The sequence below is a fragment of the Caballeronia sp. LZ001 genome (genome assembly GCF_031450875.1).
In the GTDB taxonomy this organism is placed as follows: domain Bacteria; phylum Pseudomonadota; class Gammaproteobacteria; order Burkholderiales; family Burkholderiaceae; genus Caballeronia.
In genome coordinates, this window is sequence record NZ_JARTVX010000003.1 from 679,785 (window position 1) to 696,314 (window position 16,530).

Genomic DNA, 16,530 nt, shown 5'->3' on the forward strand with positions numbered 1-16,530 from the left:
CTTACCGCTTGACGCTGAGGTAAGCGCGGCTCACCAACGGCCGGCTATGCACCCACATACGCGAACGAAGCCACGATGCCGGGCGATCTCTCACCTCGAGACGTCGGATCGATCCACGCGCTTCGTTCGATGCCTCTTGTCCGCGCGAATTGGTCCCGGGATGACAGGTATAAAAGTGGCTAAAGCCCGCGTCCAGTGCGACTTCGCGATAGTCCTCGTCGTAATAGCCTTGCGGCCAGCATAGATGGTCCGATACCTGGCCCAGCCGCGCGTTCAAGGTCGCGCGCGAAGTCTTCAAATCTTCACTGAGGCGCTGCCGCTTCTCATCGGCCGATGCGGTCTTCTGGTCCCAACGAACATGCGTATGCGTATGGCTATGAAATTCGAACGTGCCGGCATGGCGCATCGCATCGATTTCTGACCAGCGCAGGATCGTGTCGTCGGCGCGTCCTTCTTCGATAGCGCGTTCGCCCGCGTGATGGTCGAGCAGTGCGGGCAATGCATGGGCTGGCGCGTTGGCTGCATTGGGCCGCACGTTGCCATCGCCCGGCCAGCTGCTGACGAGAAAGCACAGTGCGGTAAATCCGTGACGCTGCAGCACCGGATGTGCATGGACCCAGTTATCCAGATAGCCATCGTCGAAGGTAATGACGAACGAGCGCTCCGGCATTTCTTCGCCGCGTAGAAACGCCGCGAGTTGCACGGCGCCGATCGTGCGATACCCCGCGCTCGCGAGATACGTCATTTGCTCCGCAAAATGCTCGGGCTTGACGGTGATCATGCCCGGCGACGGACTGACGTGGTGATACATCAACACGGGAATGGCGCGCGCTTGTTGTTTCATCGGCGAGATTCCCTCTCTTTCAATGCGCGCCGGTAGAAGAGCGCGGTTTCGTATGCCATGTTTGCAATGGTGAAGCCGCGCTCGGTGATACGCATGCCATTGGTGCGCAGACGTTCACGCAAGCCGGGTTCGTCGATCATGCGAGCGATAGCCGCGCGCAATGCCGGCGGATTGCGCGGCGGTACCAGCAGACCATTTACATCGTTTTCGATCAATTCGGGCACGCCGTCCACACTCGTGCCGATGACGGGCAGGCCCGCGGCCATCGCTTCGATGAACGCTTGGCCGAGCGCTTCCTGATGCGTCGGCAGCACGAAGAAATCACTGCCGCGCAAAATGTTGGGGACGTCGGTACGAAAACCGAGCAGATGGATGCGACTCCCAAGACCCAGACGCGTCACGATGCCTTCTATGCGTTCGAAAGCGGGACCGTCTCCGGCCATCACGATATGCAGGTGTGGATGCGTGTCGAATAAAGGCCGTACCGCGTCGATCAGATCTTCGTGTCCCTTCTCGTCGCGCATGATCGCCACCATGCATGCGATGGTTGCATCCGGCCCGAGTTTGAGTTCGTCTCGCAGCGACGAATGCGTGGCGCGCTCGGTCGCGATGCCGTCGTGGATAGTCTCCACGCGCTTCTCGGAGACCCCCGCCGAGATCAGATAGCGGCGCACGAAATGACTGACCGCGATGACGCGATGAGGAATCCACGTATAAGTTGCGAGCGAACTGATAGGCAATGCGAGATGCCGCGTACGCACGACGAGAGGCGTTCCCGCCAATCGGGCGGCCGTGCCGGCAACCAGACTGTCGTGACCGCTGTGCGTGTTGAGCACATCGTAGGCACGGCGTTGCAGCAGCGCCTTGATTCTCATCATGGAGCGCACGTCGCCGCCGCTACGCATGCGCGCGTGGTGCACGGCAAAGCCAAGCTCGGTTGAACGAATGCCGAGACGTGCATCGCTCGGACACAGCAGTTCCACGCTATGGCCGCACTCACGCAGCGCGACCATCTCCTTGAGCGTACGGATTTCCTGACCGCCCCATCCCTTCGAGGACTCGCTATGTAGGATCTTCAACGCACTAATCTCCAAGGCCTTTGCGTCATTAAAAAAACGCTTAGGAAATTTTTGGTAATAATTCGATTGGCTTTCTGCCTTCATGTCTTTAGTAAAGAAAATGAAGGGAAGAAAAGAAAAAACTCTTAGAGGATTTTTCTAGCCGAGGGATAAGACAGGCCGCTTCAAACGAAGCAGGTCTGGATCCTCTGCAGAGAATTCGGCTCGATGTCCATCACGGCAAGCGAAGAGGTCGCTACCATGCGGATGCCTGGCATCGATAGCTAACGGGGATGTCTTACTTGCGGTTGACCAACAGCATGCAAATTTTTTTAGCGGAAATAGCTTAACGTGCTTCTAAAGAGGTTGTTAGTTCTTTTAGGTGACTATAGGTCGAGATTCGCCGTTGAGACGGTGGCAAACGTATGCGAGCAGGTTTTGGCTAAGAAAGTCGTGGTGCCGAAGCTCAAGGGCTTAGTTCCTTGCAATCTTTCGCTACCTAAGCGTGAGAGTCTCATTCGCTTGCAATGGACAATGCCGCAAAGAGCGATGCGTCGTTAAGCAAAAGCTAAAAAGATGCGTCTATCAGTTAATGACAAACGACTTCAATTGGTTTCGGCTTTGACAGCGGCGCAATCGTTTGCTCATCGACAGGGCGCTTATCGCTTATGCGCTCAGAACACGTCGATGCCGATCAGTCGGACGGGCCGTCCTCTGCCCGTCGCGTCATTGAAGGCGGTCAGTGCGGAATATTCTCGACTCCGCTTGCGCTAAGATCGCTCGGGAAGCAGTGAGGCTGTTCGAATCCCATCGGCGAGGCTCCGGTCGAGTATTTGATATTGTCCGTGTTGTTCGGTCCTTCGCCAGCAGGCACGGAGCCAAGTCCTGCAAGCTTGCGCATGCGATAGGCAATCGCATGGTCGGCGCACGAACTGTCACCGCTCACGCCAAGGCCGCCAATTACTTTTCCACCGGCGTAGAGCGCCACGCCGCCGCCGAAAGTGATCACGCCGCCTACGGTATGGTTGATCCCGCTGCCTTGTTCCAGGAAGCGCGCGTCGAAGGGATTGGAATTGTTCAACCCATAAAGCGATCCGCCCGGCTGCGTGGCGGCATAGAGATTTGCGGTGGAAAGCGCAAGCGCATCGTTGCTAAAACCGTTTGCGGTGTACGCCTTGGCTATTGCTATGGCGCGACTGCCAGGCCATGCATCGCCGGTCTTGGTGACCGAACATAGATGACCCTCGCGGTCGACGATGGCGGCCCACATCCGGTTGGGCTTGAAAATTCCGCCGTTCGAGTCGGATAGATTGACGACGGTGTAAAGCTGTCGTTCGACGAGAGAAATCGTTCCTTGTGGAAGCGTGCACCGGCCGGTAGGGACATCGTCGTAATCGTGTGCGTAAATAAATGAGGAAGCCGAAATAAGCACACCCACGGCCAAGCACTTCGCGACTTTTTCAAGCATGGCGATTCTCCCGACAAGAGACGTTTAAGGAAGGAACAAGAAGGGGTTATGAATTTTTATTTTGGTAAACCGTAGTAGGCCGAATGGAATAGAACGAGCGTTTAATCGCTAAGGAATATGGGCTTTCGAACATTCAAGAATGCGCCATTAATTTACGTGTAATGGATTCGTATGTGTGAGCTTGGGCCGTGTCGGGAAGGGTATATAGGTGATAGAAGTGTCGGCTGAAGAATGAATCGCTTGGCACGAGCCGCGCGGCTGGTATCAATACGCTCTGGAAGTGCCTCGTTAAATTGCCTATGCTTTTTCTCGGATTCCGCGCGTTTCGCGACGCGCATCTCGAATCCAGCCCACAGGCGCAGAAGAAAACGAATAAGGAGACCGTCATGGCAGGCTATCCCCGTGCTTTGCTTGGTTCAGTCGCGGCTCTTGTCGGCGCTTTCGGAATCATTACAGCGCCTGCGGCTTACTCTGCCGACGAAATCCAGAACGCCAACACTACGGCCACAGCGCCGGTTCCCACGTCATTGCGGCCGATATCGCAGGCGCAACTCGATGCCGCCGCGAACGACAGCGCCTCATGGCTGCATTCGAACGGATCGTATGCCGAGACGCGTTATGCGCCGGCAGCGCAGATCAATCGTTCAAACGTAGCCAAGCTGAAGCCGGCATTCATCTTCCAGACGGCAGTGATGGAGTCGATGGAAACCGCGCCGATCGTATCCAACGGCGTCATGTTTCTCACGACCTCCTACAACCACGTCTATGCAATCGACGCGGTCACCGGCAAGGAGTTCTGGCATTACAAGCACAAGATGGGACCGGTTACGACCTTTTGCTGCGGACCGAATAATCGCGGCGTCGCCATATCCGGTGACCGCCTGTATATGGGCACGCTCGACGCCAAGCTCGTCGCGCTCGATGCAAAGACCGGCAGCGTCGTGTGGACCTCGCAGATCGCGGACCCGGAGGACGGCTATTCGGAAACGATGGCGCCGGTCGTCGTCGATGGCAAGGTGTTGATCGGCACGAACGGCGGCGAGTACGGCATACGTGGTTTCGTCAAGGCATTCGACGCGAACTCAGGTCAATTGCTCTGGACCTTCTACACCATTCCCGACTCCGGCAGCGAAGGCGTGTGGGCCGAAAACGACGCCGTGGGCCGCAACATGAAGCGCGATATCGAGGCGGAGAAAAAGACGCTCGCGGAAAAAGGCCACGACTTCGAGAAGACGCTTGGCGGCGGCGTGTGGATGGCGCCTGCGGTCGATCGCGCGACACGTACGGTGTATTTCGTAGTGGGCAATCCCTCGCCGGACCTTCATGGCGCCATTCGTCCTGGCGACAATCTCTACACCGATTCGCTCGTCGCCATCGATCTCGATACCGGCAAGTACAAATGGCATTACCAATACATCGCGCACGATGTGTGGGATCTGGATGCAGTGAGCCCACCAATCCTCATCGACGTAAAGGACAAGAGCGGACAGATGGTTCCGGCCATCATTCATGGCGGCAAGACCGGATTCGTCTATGTGCATGATCGCCGCGACGGTCACATCATCCGCATTTCCGAAGCGATGATTCCTCAAGAAGGCGTCTGGACCTTGCCGACAGCGACCGGCGCGCGCATGCTGCCGGGCGCGAACGGTGGCGTCGAATGGTCGCCCATGGCATTCAATCCGAAGACCCGCATGGCGTATGCGGCAAACTTGCATCAACCGATGACGTATCAGGTTGAAGACGCCGCTTATCCCGGCGGAAAACTATGGCTCGGAGGCGCATTCAAGACCATTCCAGCCGAGCAACAGTGGGGCAAGCTGGTTGCGGTGAATGTCGATACCGGCAAGATCGCATGGGGTTACAAGACGGACCAGCCCTTGATTGGCGGCGTGCTCGCGACTGCGGGAGGACTAGTCTTCAACGGTGAGGGTAATGGCCTCTTTCGCGCCTTCGATGCGAGTACCGGCCGCAAGTTGTGGGAGTTCCAATGCGGTGCGGGCGTGAACGCACCGGCCGTGTCGTACATGGTGAACGACAAGCAATACGTCGCGGTCGCGGCGGGCGGCAACACGCAGCTGGACTTCAAGCGTGGCAATAGCCTTCTCGTGTTTGCGCTGCCTTGAGGTGACGATGCGTCCATCGAAACGCAAGAGAGACGAACGCATTCGTGTAGCGGGAATGGTCGCTTGCCTGTTGTTTTTAGTGCCAGCGTTCGCGCGCGCCGATGCGCAGGCCGGCGCCGCAAAAGCCGTCGTATGCGTTGCATGCCACGGGCAGAACGGCAATTCGACGAGCGGCGATTATCCATCGCTCGCGGGTCAGACATCGCGCTATCTGTTCCTTGAGTTACGCGATTTCAAGGCAGGCCGTCGAAGCGATCCACGCATGTCGCCGATGGCCGCCAATCTGTCGTCGGAAGACATGCACGATCTCGCCGATTACTTCGCGGCGCAGACACTCGTGTCGACCGATTTCAAGGCCGACCCGGTCAAGGTGGAGGCGGGCAAAAAGAAGTCCGATGAAGTGCTCTGCACGATGTGCCATCTCGGCGGCATGAAAGGGCAGAACGAAATACCGCGGGTCGCGGGTCAGCAGTATTCGTATATCGTGAAGCAACTGCAGGACTTCCGCGCGAAGAAGCGCACGAACGATGCGGGCAACATGACGAGCGTGACGAAGAACCTGACCGACGCGGACATCGAGAATCTTGCGAACTACGTCGCTAATCTGCAATGACCTTTTCCATACCGATTAGCAAAGCACTCGTGTTCGCATGCATGACGCTTGCGTTGCTCGACTCCGTTCATGCCGATGACGATGCCTATGCGCTCAACGAACGCTTGCTTAACGCGACTCGCAATGGTGACACGCATGCTGTAGTCGAACTACTCGATCAAGGCGCGAAGATCGATTCGCGTAACCGTATAGGCGACACGCCGCTCATCAGCGCATGCAAGCGCGGCATGACGCCGATGGCGCGCTTGTTGATCGAGCGCGGCGCTAATGTGAGCCAGGCTGACGTGCAGGGCATTACACCATTGATGGCTGCCGCGTTCGACGGCAACGATGAAATCGTGGCGTTGCTTATTGCGCGACACGCGGATGCGGCGGCGACGGATCGCGTAGGCAAGACAGCGATGGAATATGCGGCTGGACTCGGGCAAACCGCGATCGTGCAGCGTCTATTAGACTCGGGTGTCGACGTGAACGCCGCGTATCACAATCATCTGACGGCGCTCATGTGGGCGGCGGGATACGATCGAGCGCAGACTGCGTCGATACTGCTTGCTCGTGGCGCGAATCGGGATTTGAAGGATGACCGCGGCAAGACTGCGCGGGAAATTGCCGATGAGACGCGCTCGGCTCATGTGGCGAGCTTGCTTAGCGCGCCATGATTGTTTTCGCTCGTGAGCGTGCAGTGCGATTCAATCGTTAGTCGATTGGCGCAGTGCGTCGTTGCGCGGATGCATGTCCAATTTTGTTGCGGTCCAAGTCGCCGTGTGAATTGTCTCTTCTGCTCTCAAGCTTGATATGCACCGCTTTGCGAGAAGGCGTCGAGTGCTCTTCCAACACGCGCGGGTCTTGTCTCGAGAGTGGCATTCGCAAGATATTGCTCGATGTGCACCGTATGAATTCTCGGTTATTCGGACGGCTATGCTGGACGGTGTCTGTTAAATCAGTGAAGGAACTGGACCATAGCGTTGTTTGTATAGTCGGTTGATCCTGGCGTCCAGATCAGTTCGCCTGCATTCCTGCCTACCGAGCGTCCGTTCTCGCGTTCTCGGCACCTCGCCGTTTCCATAGCAAAAGCCCTTACTACTTCCGGCAAAAAAAAGCCGCCCGCAAAGCGGGGCGGCCAGAATGAACATGTCTTTAACCCGAGGACCATGTTCTTTGAGAGAAACTGAGTTAATGGATGCCCGTCTTGGTTCTTAAGCGTCAATTTAACGATACTTGCATTTTTTTGGAACATGATTGGGCATTTGTTGGACAGCAACCTTGCTTTTGTGTTGGGCGGCGAAACGGTGTTTCGTCTTGACGCTAGAAGGGAGCGCAGGAGTGGTCCACCAGCAGCGTAGCGCGACAGACAAGTGCGTGACCGGTGTCCGCCGATATAGCGCTCGCGGATGAGCGCTTCTGCCAGGCAAACCCTCGCACTCGAGTTGAGAACCGAGACAGTCGTCTTTTCATAGCCTCCACGCGAAACGAAGCGAAACCGACGTTTCGGCCACGCTAGAAACGAGTCAAGGAATTGAGGTTTGTCTGGCAGGCTAAGGGACGTAACGGCTGTAGTAAGTAACGAACGCCTTTTTTTCGCCGGCAAGTAAAGAGCGAAGAGCATCAGCTCGGAGAGACAGTGGAGGACTCTTCGGAGAGTCATCAGCTTCCAACTCAATACCGTGCGACAGCCAACGAAAAAAGCCCGCTAAAGAGCGGGCCAAAAAAAGCAGTTCACCCAGAGGGCCGCAAGGAGATACGGTCCTCTCGTTGAGGCTCGGACGTTATCGGCAAGAATCAACGAGAGAAGAAGGCACGTGGTCCTTCCCTCTCTGAGCCTGCGAGCCCTCAGACCTTCATGCCGACGAACATGCTGCCGAGCGCATCGACCGACTTGGTGATGCTCTTGACATCTACGTTCGTGTGTTGCGAGGCATCGACCTGCGTGACCGGTGCGACGTTGATTTGCGGGCTCGCGAAAGACACGCCGCCTGCCTGATAGTTCGAGTTGACGCCGGTGTTCGAGAAGATCGAGAAGCCGCCCGCGATGGAGCCCATTGCAGCGCGATCGAGTTCTCTCTCAGCAGCAAGGTTCTTGATAGTCAACATGATAAATCCCCTAAGAATGTGTTTGGATGGTGTGAATTAAAGTGCCAAGCCGCCGAGCAGGCTGCCCACAGCGGTGATCGATTTGTTGACGGTCTTGAGATCGACGTTGGTGGTGGTCGATGCATCGACTTGCGAAACAGGTGCAATGTTCGCTTGCGGCGAAGCGAACGACACGCCGCCAGCTTGTACGTTGCTGTTGATACCGGCGTTCGAGAAGAGCGAATTACCGCCCGTGATGGCGCTCATTTCAGCGCGGTCGAGTTCCTTGGAAGCAACGAGGTTCTTGATGGTCAGCATGATGAATCTCCTAAACAATGTGATTGGATAGTGTGAATCAAAGCGCCATGCCGCCGAGCAGGCTGCCCACGGCGGTAATCGACTTGTTGACGGTCTTGAGATCGACGTTGGTGGTGGTCGATGCATCGACTTGCGTGACAGGCGCGATGTTCGCTTGCGGCGAAGCGAAGGACACGCCGCCTGCTTGAACGTTGCTGTTGATACCGGCATTCGAGAAGAACGAGCTACCGCCCGTGATGGCGCCCATCTCAGCACGGCCGAGTTCTTTGGAAGCGGCGAGGTCTTTGATCGTCAGCATGGTGAATCTCCTAAGTGGTTGGTTGGTCGAGCGTTGATTTGTTGCGCTCGCAGCTACATATGCGAGAGGCATGCCAAGCAAGCCGCTAAGGCGTTTATTATTTTCTAAGTGAATGAATTCAAACGTTAAAAATGCTAAAAACGGCTTTTAAGGGCAAGCGCCCTTACGCATTCGAAATTGGGGGTGTATTAGAGCGGCAGACAGCGCTCTAGAAAGTGAACGTCACAAACCGACACCTTTGGGACTTGTCTCCGACTCACGATTTCCAAGGCAGACGCGGCTGCGCTCTGAAGGTCTTTTGTCGAGTGCCGAGAGTACATGGCAAGGAGAGCCTGCACGCGACGGTGTTAATCGAATGATGGTTCGAACTTGCTAAGCCACAATGCACTCGTGTCCGCACCGCAGACGAATCCGTCGACGCGCCGAAGGCAACGAATCAAGCGGAGAGCGTGCAATTAAGTTCATCGACTGAAACATGCGATCGTTAAGTCGGGCGAGTTGACGATCTCAAAGGCGGATGACCTTGAGTAGGCCCAGACCATTCATCGGCGCAGTCTGGTTTACTCAACGTTGAAATCAATTGTTCTGAGTGCCTTTCACACCGAAAAAGATCGTCACACCGTGACTTTCTTAACGTATGTTCCACGCGCCGCGGGTGCGATACCGCTAGCCGTACGCAACGTCAGCTTAGCCACCGGCTTACCGCTCGCGCGATCGATTAGCTGCGAATGCTTTTCGCCGCGTGCAAAAAGGTTGGCTTCACCCCATTGCCGCAACGTGACAATCACAGGGAACAGCGCTTCGCCCTTCGGCGTTAGCGCATATTCCTGATAAGCGGAGCCGTCCGACGCAGGGACCACTTCGAGCACGGCCGCATCGACGAGGAGTCGCAAGCGGTCGGCGAGAATATTGCGCGCGATCCCGAGACTTTCCTGAAACTCGCCGAAGCGACGCACGCCGTCGAACGCATCGCGCACGATAAGCAGCGCCCATCGCTCGCCTACGATATCGAGTGCCCGTGCGACGGGACACGATGAATCCGCAAGACTTTTGCGCTGCGCCATTTGCATTTCTCCAGTCAAATCCGAACCGATATCCGTCTTAGCGACCCATCTCAACCAGTTGCATTTTAAAACAAGTTTTTCTAGACTGGATCTAGTTGCATTGTGAAACTAGTTAAAGATATAAGGGCAGGGCGATTCATGAATGCCGGAAGCACACCGTGCGACGCGACAGAACAAAACGACAATCCCGCAGAAGATGCGCCTCGCTCACTGCCGTCCGTCCTCGTTTTGCTGCGCGCAGTGTGCTGCGCGGTAAGTGTCGCGAACGTCTACTACGCGCAGCCCCTGCTCGACGCCATTGCCGAAGACTTCCGCATTACGCAGGCAGCCGTTGGCGGCGTCATCACGGCAACGCAAGTTGGCTGCGCGCTGGCTCTGCTGCTGGTCGTACCGCTTGGCGATCTGCTTAACCGCAAGGTCCTGATGTGCATACAGCTCGTCTTTCTCACGGCTGCTCTGGCCATGGTCGGCTTCGCGCATTCGCCGGCGATATTGCTCATCGGCATGGTCGGCGTCGGGATGCTCGGCACCGCGATGACGCAAGGATTGATCGCGTACGCGGCGACACTTGCGTATCAATCGGAACGCGGTCGCGTAGTTGGCGCCGCGCAAAGTGGCGTGGTAGTCGGATTGCTAATGGCGCGTTGCTTCGCCGGCGTCATCACCGACCTTGCAGGATGGCGCTCGGTGTATCTCATATCGGGTCTATTGGCGGTCGTCATGCTGCTCGTGCTTTGGAACGCGGTGCCGACGCCGCGCATGAGCCCGCTCAAGCTGACCTACGCTCAACTGCTAAGGTCGATGTTCATGCTGCTTGCATCCGAGCGCGTGTTGCGGGTTCGTGGCGTGATCGGCCTTTTCATGTTCGCGGCGTTCAGTATTTTCTGGAGCGCGCTGGTCTTGCCGCTCAGCGCGCCGCCGCACTCGCTGTCGCATACACAGATCGGCGCGTTCGGGCTGGTCGGCGCAATCGGGGCACTGGCCGCTGCGAGGGCGGGCTATCTGGCCGACCGAGGTCTCGGGCAGTGGACCACTGGCATCGCGCTGATCTGTCTTGTGACTTCATGGATGCCCATAAGCCTCATGCCGCAGAGCATGATCGCGTTGATGGTGGGAATCGCGTTGCTCGATATCGGCGGCCAGGCAGTGCACGTGGTCAATCAAAGCATGATTTTGAGCGGCCAGACTGCGTCGCACGGGCGTCTCGTGGGCTGCTACATGCTTTTCTATTCGGCGGGGAGCGGTATCGGCGCGGCGGCGTCCACTTACGTGTATGCGCAAGCAGGCTGGATGGGTGTCTGCGTCCTCGGGTTCGCCGTAAGTGTGGCTGCGCTCGTTTTCTGGGCCGTTACCTTGCGTTCGCAAAATCGCTAAGCGACGACTCTTGCAAAGCCGCTTCGCAAGAAAGGCGAAGCGGCAAATGACGCTTGTCCAGGCGATGTCGACGGGAGACGAATACACCGCACCGAAGAGCAAAATTTTCGATGCTAAGAAGCCGTTAGGAAGGCTATAATTCGCCGCGCAAGGCAGAAACCGCACTACGTAGGCTCTGGATCAACAAGGAGAACCGCCGTGCTTCCATCTGACCGCAATAACGACAAACCTTCCAGCTCGGGACGCCGGCAGTTCCTCGGTTTCACCGGCGCAGGCATGCTAGCGACACTGCTGCCCGGTTGCGGCGGCGACGACAACCACGCCGCCTCCTACCCGCAGACCATTGCGATGGGCCAGCAGGCTATCCAGCAAGCCATCGGCAATACGGCGCAGCCCGTGGCCGCCATCTCGGTTGCTATGCTCAAGGGCAACGACGTCGTGTGGCAGCAGGCGTTCGGCGCATCGTCGGTGCCGAGCCAGACCCAGGCCACGACAGCGACGCGCTTCAATATCGGATCGGTTAGCAAGCTCTTTGCAGGGCTTGCCGCAACGATCCTCCAGGACCGTGGACTGATTACGCTCGATACCCCCATCGTCCGCTATCTGCCCACGTTCTCGATGCTTTCCCCCGAGTACACGCGAATCACGACACGCCATCTGCTGTCGCATTCGTCGGGTTTTCCCGGTACCAATTCGCGCAATCTCTTCACGTTCTCGCCGGTTCCCGGCTATGCGGCCGACACGCAGGCCGAGCTCGCCAACACTCATCTGAAGCATTTGCCGGGCGAGCTTGCGGTGTATTGCAACGACGGCTTCACGATGGTGGAGCAACTCGTCCTGGCAATGACCGGGCAAAGCTTCGCGAGCTTCGTCGAGGCGAACATTCTCGCGCCGCTGAAGATGACCAATTCGAGTTATCTGACAAGTGTGCCGACCGATGGCTCGTTCTCGTATCCCTATGTGAACGGCACGCAATATCAGGAGTTCGTTAACGCTTACGCGACGGGCGGGCTGAGTTCGACGCCCGGCGACATGATGAATCTCGCGCGGATGTTCCTCGGCGGCGGCGCGTTCGAGGGCAAGCAGATCGTGTCCGCGGCGGGCATCGCGCAGATGGGTACGGACCAGACAGCGGGGCTCCTGATCAATCCATCGCCGGAATGGCGTTGGGGTCTCGCATGGGATTCAGTCGTGCAACCGGGGCTAGCCGCTGCCGGCGTTCTCGGATGGGAAAAGGACGGCGGCACGGCCTTCTTCACGAGCGAATTCTTCATCGTGCCGAAGGCGCAACTGGCGTTGATGGTGACCGGCAATACGGGCTACGATGCGCGCAAGCTTGCGGAGAGCATCGTGCTTTCGGCATTGAAAGAGGACGGAACCATCGCCGCGCTGCCGCCCACGGTCGGCGGCACGGCGCCTTCAGCGGCGACGGGTCCGGTTATCGCGGACACGGCCGGCATCTACGGCAACTCGGACTCGCCGGTTCAGGTGATCGCCAACGGCGACGGCAGCGTGCAACTCAACCAGTGGAATGGTGTGACGCGCGCGTGGGGGCAGCTTGGCGCGGGCGCCTATCAGTACCGCAGCGACGGATGGTACTGGAGCAATAGCGATACGGCCTCGTACCGTTTCGCGGTCGTCACCGGAACCGACGAGGACGGCAGCCCATTCAGCTATCGTTATCTGATGAAACGCGTCGTCCCTGGCGCGGGCTATGCCTTCCTTACGTTACCCATCGGCCAGCAACTCGCCGCGCTCGCGCCACTCGACGCCGCGTGGCAGCAACGCCTGGGCACGCAATGGCGCGTGACGAACGACTCGCCGACAGCGGTGCCAATAGTGGTCGACGGCAACGAGCCCGCGTATCTCACCAGCCTGCCCGAATTGCCGGGCTACGTGCTGTACGGCAATAGCGACCTTCGCTATCAACTCTTCGTGCCGCTTGCAGATGACCGCGGCGGCATGTCGGTTAAGGTGCCGGGCGACTTCGGCCGCGATCTCTACGAGATTCGCTTTGCATCGGCGAGCAACGCCACCACGCTGACCTTGGGCAGTTCGATTTACGCGCAGGTGTAACGCCCTCACGACGAAAGCCGTGTCGATGCCTGGCGCGTCGACACGCATCGGCACGTCTAGCAAAATCCTCACGTTGACGTCAAAAGAACCACACGTCTTGGTGCCTTGTCGCCATGCGTATGCGTAATGTAATCGATCACGCGAAACGGCTTGCTAAGGGTCGCCTAAGTATCCAAAGCTTAGTATGGCCGTAATCATCGCGATCTCAGTCAAGGCTCATCGAAGCGAAAGATGGTGCGCGTCGCGGCCGGCATGTGGTGTGGTTTGTCGGACGGCGAAGCGCGCAACGGGTGCGCATGAATGACGTATTCAGACGCCGAGACGCACCATCCAAAACTCCGTGGAGTACGAGTGTTAAACAACGCAAGGAGCTGGGTGCCCAGAGGCGCCTGGCGCTATGGAGTGGCACTGGTCGCCGCGCTCGCGGCCTTCGGTGCGCGAGAGTTGATGCACCCCGTGCTGGAAGCGCACATGCCTGCACTTTTCTTCACGGTCGCGGCGGTCCTCGTGGGGTTCTTTCTCGGTATTGGTCCAGCCATACTCGTGGTGGCCATTGGCGTGCCTATCGCCGACTATTTTTTCGTACCACCGTATGCCAATTTCGGATACTTCGACAAAGAGGACGTGATTCTTTTCGTTGCTTTCCCAACGGCTACGCTTCTTTTCCTCTGCATGATCGAGTGGCTTAGACGCACTCAACACGAAGCCAGACTTTTTGCCGAAGTCGCGCGGTCCCGACATCAAATGCTTTTACGGTCCGACAAGCGTAGAAGAAGCGCGGAGGCGTCGCATTTGATTTCAGACCGATTGCTTCGTCAGTTCACGGGCGAAAGCGCCGATATCCTATACATAGGGAAGGTTGGGTCGTCCTATGAGTACGTCAACGAATCGTTCGAAAAAGAACTTGCGCCGTTGGAAGGAGAATCGGCTTCATCGCGACTAATGGCGACATTTTCCGAAAGCGACGCGTCTACATTTGCCTCGGCCTTCGAACAATCGAGCGACGAGGTCACAAGAAGCTGGGTTGTCAGATTGCCTCGCCGTGATGTCGTTGGTTCCGATTTGACATGTCGCTTGGAGCGCTTTCCTACCTCGCACGGCGCGTATCTGATTTTGAAAGTTCCGCCCGAGTCTGTTGAATGAGCGCTCAAAACCTATTGATGCAGGATATCGTCCACGCCGCAAGCAGCCGAAATCATGCTGTCTTATTGCTTCATGGCTTGAGAAGCACGCCGCAGGAAATGGGTTATGTGGCCCGGGCGCTCGTCAAACAAGGCTTTGCCGTGCATGTCCCATACCTGCCCGGGTATGGACTTGGAACCGAATGCGGCACGTCCGTCGAGTGGCGCGAGCAGGTCAGGGCGCATTATCGAAAACTCGCGGGCGCGTATGGCAGCGTGTCGGTAGGCGGTCTTTGCATTGGCGCCACATTGGCGCTTGCGCTCGCCATAGAGGAGCCTGAAATTCTTGCGCTGTCGTTACTCTCCGTCACGCTCGACTACGACGGCTGGACCATTCCCTGGTATCACTGGATGCTAGGTCTCGCCTATAAAACACCGATCCGGAATTTCTACAGCTTGCGTGAGCGCTCGCCCTTCGGTTTGAAGAACGAGGCGCTAAGGGCAAAAGTGGCAAAGAGCATGCAGCGTCGAGGGGATTCCGAAATCGGCGCCGCCACTTTATCGATGCACCATATCTTCGAAGCCAAAGCCCTGGCGAAATACGTAACCAAAAACATCGCAAAGATCAGAGCAGATTGCCTGCTGATTCACGCAATAGACGACGATATCTCCACCACCGCGAACGCCGATCTCGTGTATCGCGGTATCGGTTCGACACGTCGACGCAAGATTTTCCTCGACGACTGCTATCACATCATCACGATGGACAATGAACGCGATCTGGTTGCTCGCGAAACGCATTATTTTTTTGAAGAGGCGGCCAAGCTGAAGAACGATGGCTTGAATGCAGTCTCTGTCGCGCGAGCGCAAGGAACGCGGCGTCAGACTACCCACTCGCTCGCGGAATCTGGCGTCTTCGCGAAGTGGTTTCGCCGCGACCTTTGACGTGACGGTAATGTCCAGCTTTTGCTTCCATCACGACACCGCCACTCCCAGCGCGTGCCCGATGCCGAACGTGAACGCGGCAGTAGCCAGTCCCACGACAACCTGGCGCATCGCCGAGAAGCTTGCGCTGCGGCCATTGAAGAGCGACGTGAACATGCCGATAGCCACCAGCGCCAGCACACTGAAGCCGATGCACTGAACAATGGCGGTTGTGCCGGACGTCCACAGAAACGGCATCGTGGGAAAAATAGCGCCGGCGGCGAACAGACAAAACGACACGGCCGCCGCGGACCAAGGGTTGCCACCGAGTTCAGCCGGGTCCAGACCCAGTTCCTCGCGCACGAGCACATCCAGCGCCTTGTCCTTGTCTTGCATGATCTGCGCGGCCACGCGCCTCGCTTCTTCCGCGCTCAGTCCTTTCGCCTTGTAGATGAGCGTCAACTCGTGTTCTTCCGATTCCGGGCTGTGCTCGAGTTCGTTCTCTTCCTTCGATACCTGCGCCTGCGCAAGCTCGCGTGCATTGGTCACCGAAAGCCATTCGCCCAGTGCCATCGAACAGGCGCCGGCAATCAATCCGGCAAGCGCGGTCAGCAGGATGGCCTTGTTGCCCGTGCCAGCGCCCGCCACGCCCATGATCAGGCAGAAGTTCGAGACGAGGCCGTCGTTGGCGCCGAGCACGGCGGCGCGCAAGTCGTTGCCGGATGAAACGCCGCGATGCCACGACTCGCCTTGCGCGATGTCCGCGCCTTGCGACGCCGCGGGCATGCCCGAGTTTGCCATTGCCTGCACGACGCTCGCATGTCGTTGCTCGTCTTCCGACATGCGTGCGGTGTCCGGATTGCCCGCGTACTTGTTGCGGTCGGCAAACTCCGCAGCCGCAATCGACGGAAGCACGAAGCGCGGTCCGAGCAAATGGACGAGCGCTTGCATGAGATAAGTCTTGGCATTGAAACCGGAAGGCGCCTTTTTTCCGTTTGCCCTGAGTTTATCGGCCCACACGAGTGCATGCATTCGTTCGGATGCGGCGAGTTCGCTAAAGACTTCGCTCCGAGAGCGGTCTTGTTCCACGCGTGACAGCGTCTCGTAGATCGCGGCGCTGTGAAGTTCATCGGCGAGGTTTGCCCGAAATTTTCTGAGTTCTTGTGCGGAAGCCAT

15 protein-coding genes are annotated in these 16,530 nt (G+C 57.7%); 7 read left to right on the forward strand and 8 right to left on the reverse strand.

The window, feature by feature from the left end; all coding sequences use genetic code 11:
- Position 1 precedes the first annotated feature (1 nt).
- The 3 genes from P9292_RS07545 to P9292_RS07555 form a co-directional block, all read right to left on the reverse strand.
- A complete protein-coding gene (locus P9292_RS07545) occupies positions 2-844 on the reverse strand; it encodes a polysaccharide deacetylase family protein (RefSeq protein WP_309958466.1) in 843 nt (280 codons plus the stop codon).
- Entirely contained in the window at positions 841-1,923 is a 1,083-nt protein-coding gene (locus P9292_RS07550; protein ID WP_309958467.1) for a glycosyltransferase family 4 protein, read from the reverse strand. The genes P9292_RS07545 and P9292_RS07550 overlap by 4 nt, the downstream gene beginning before the upstream one ends.
- A 718-nt stretch (positions 1,924-2,641) precedes the next feature.
- Entirely contained in the window at positions 2,642-3,370 is a 729-nt protein-coding gene (locus tag P9292_RS07555; RefSeq protein WP_309847882.1) for a heme-binding protein, read from the reverse strand.
- A 386-nt stretch (positions 3,371-3,756) separates the two neighbouring features.
- Here P9292_RS07555 and P9292_RS07560 point away from each other — a divergent pair, with 386 nt between their 5' ends.
- The 3 genes from P9292_RS07560 to P9292_RS07570 are packed head-to-tail and all read left to right on the forward strand — an operon-like array spanning position 3,757 to position 6,768.
- A complete protein-coding gene (locus P9292_RS07560; protein ID WP_309958468.1) occupies positions 3,757-5,496 on the forward strand; it encodes a PQQ-binding-like beta-propeller repeat protein in 1,740 nt (579 codons plus the stop codon).
- Positions 5,497-5,551: 55 nt separating this feature from the next.
- A complete protein-coding gene (locus tag P9292_RS07565) occupies positions 5,552-6,109 on the forward strand; it encodes a c-type cytochrome (protein WP_309958751.1) in 558 nt (185 codons plus the stop codon).
- Positions 6,106-6,768, forward strand: coding sequence for an ankyrin repeat domain-containing protein (locus P9292_RS07570; protein WP_409015131.1), 663 nt, complete (start codon positions 6,106-6,108; stop codon positions 6,766-6,768). Before P9292_RS07565 ends, P9292_RS07570 begins: the two co-directional genes overlap by 4 nt.
- 1,171 nt (positions 6,769-7,939) lie before the next feature.
- On the opposite strand, the gene P9292_RS07575 is transcribed toward P9292_RS07570, so the two are convergent.
- From P9292_RS07575 to P9292_RS07590, 4 genes are all read right to left on the reverse strand, one after another.
- The gene (locus P9292_RS07575; protein WP_309958469.1) at positions 7,940-8,200 is read right to left on the reverse strand and encodes a hypothetical protein; all 261 of its coding nucleotides are present in this window, start codon (positions 8,198-8,200) and stop codon (positions 7,940-7,942) included.
- A gap of 36 nt (positions 8,201-8,236) precedes the next feature.
- Complete coding sequence (locus P9292_RS07580; RefSeq protein WP_244830526.1) at positions 8,237-8,497, reverse strand: hypothetical protein; 261 nt, start codon at positions 8,495-8,497, stop codon at positions 8,237-8,239.
- A gap of 37 nt (positions 8,498-8,534) precedes the next feature.
- Positions 8,535-8,795 carry a hypothetical protein gene (locus tag P9292_RS07585; RefSeq protein ID WP_250495513.1) on the reverse strand — a complete coding sequence of 87 codons (261 nt, stop codon included), beginning with the start codon at positions 8,793-8,795 and terminating at the stop codon, positions 8,535-8,537.
- Between the two features lie 614 nt (positions 8,796-9,409).
- Positions 9,410-9,859, reverse strand: a complete 450-nt coding sequence (locus tag P9292_RS07590) for a helix-turn-helix domain-containing protein (protein WP_250468216.1) — start codon at positions 9,857-9,859, stop codon at positions 9,410-9,412.
- Positions 9,860-9,997: 138 nt separating this feature from the next.
- Here P9292_RS07590 and P9292_RS07595 point away from each other — a divergent pair, with 138 nt between their 5' ends.
- The 4 genes from P9292_RS07595 to P9292_RS07610 all read left to right on the forward strand — a co-directional run bounded on the left by P9292_RS07595 (position 9,998) and on the right by P9292_RS07610 (position 15,375).
- Positions 9,998-11,233, forward strand: coding sequence for an MFS transporter (locus tag P9292_RS07595; RefSeq protein WP_309958470.1), 1,236 nt, complete (start codon positions 9,998-10,000; stop codon positions 11,231-11,233).
- Positions 11,234-11,509: 276 nt separating this feature from the next.
- Entirely contained in the window at positions 11,510-13,309 is a 1,800-nt protein-coding gene (locus tag P9292_RS07600; protein WP_309958752.1) for a serine hydrolase domain-containing protein, read from the forward strand.
- A gap of 402 nt (positions 13,310-13,711) precedes the next feature.
- A complete protein-coding gene (locus tag P9292_RS07605) occupies positions 13,712-14,452 on the forward strand; it encodes a DUF4118 domain-containing protein (protein ID WP_309958471.1) in 741 nt (246 codons plus the stop codon).
- A gap of 17 nt (positions 14,453-14,469) precedes the next feature.
- Entirely contained in the window at positions 14,470-15,375 is a 906-nt protein-coding gene (locus P9292_RS07610; RefSeq protein ID WP_309958753.1) for an alpha/beta fold hydrolase, read from the forward strand.
- Between the two features lie 30 nt (positions 15,376-15,405).
- On the opposite strand, the gene P9292_RS07615 is transcribed toward P9292_RS07610, so the two are convergent.
- Complete coding sequence (locus P9292_RS07615) at positions 15,406-16,530, reverse strand: VIT1/CCC1 transporter family protein (RefSeq protein ID WP_250468220.1); 1,125 nt, start codon at positions 16,528-16,530, stop codon at positions 15,406-15,408.

Coding starts and splice junctions, on each gene's coding strand:
- P9292_RS07545 (WP_309958466.1), bottom strand. CDS start 844: ATGAAACAACAAGCGCGCGCCATTCCCGTGTTGATGTATCACCACGTC.
- P9292_RS07555 (WP_309847882.1), bottom strand. CDS start 3,370: ATGCTTGAAAAAGTCGCGAAGTGCTTGGCCGTGGGTGTGCTTATTTCG.
- P9292_RS07560 (WP_309958468.1), top strand. CDS start 3,757: ATGGCAGGCTATCCCCGTGCTTTGCTTGGTTCAGTCGCGGCTCTTGTC.
- P9292_RS07565 (WP_309958751.1), top strand. CDS start 5,552: ATGGTCGCTTGCCTGTTGTTTTTAGTGCCAGCGTTCGCGCGCGCCGAT.
- P9292_RS07570 (WP_409015131.1), top strand. CDS start 6,106: ATGACCTTTTCCATACCGATTAGCAAAGCACTCGTGTTCGCATGCATG.
- P9292_RS07575 (WP_309958469.1), bottom strand. CDS start 8,200: ATGTTGACTATCAAGAACCTTGCTGCTGAGAGAGAACTCGATCGCGCT.
- P9292_RS07580 (WP_244830526.1), bottom strand. CDS start 8,497: ATGCTGACCATCAAGAACCTCGTTGCTTCCAAGGAACTCGACCGCGCT.
- P9292_RS07585 (WP_250495513.1), bottom strand. CDS start 8,795: ATGCTGACGATCAAAGACCTCGCCGCTTCCAAAGAACTCGGCCGTGCT.
- P9292_RS07590 (WP_250468216.1), bottom strand. CDS start 9,859: ATGGCGCAGCGCAAAAGTCTTGCGGATTCATCGTGTCCCGTCGCACGG.
- P9292_RS07595 (WP_309958470.1), top strand. CDS start 9,998: ATGAATGCCGGAAGCACACCGTGCGACGCGACAGAACAAAACGACAAT.
- P9292_RS07600 (WP_309958752.1), top strand. CDS start 11,510: ATGCTAGCGACACTGCTGCCCGGTTGCGGCGGCGACGACAACCACGCC.
- P9292_RS07610 (WP_309958753.1), top strand. CDS start 14,470: ATGCAGGATATCGTCCACGCCGCAAGCAGCCGAAATCATGCTGTCTTA.
- P9292_RS07615 (WP_250468220.1), bottom strand. CDS start 16,530: ATGGCTTCCGCACAAGAACTCAGAAAATTTCGGGCAAACCTCGCCGAT.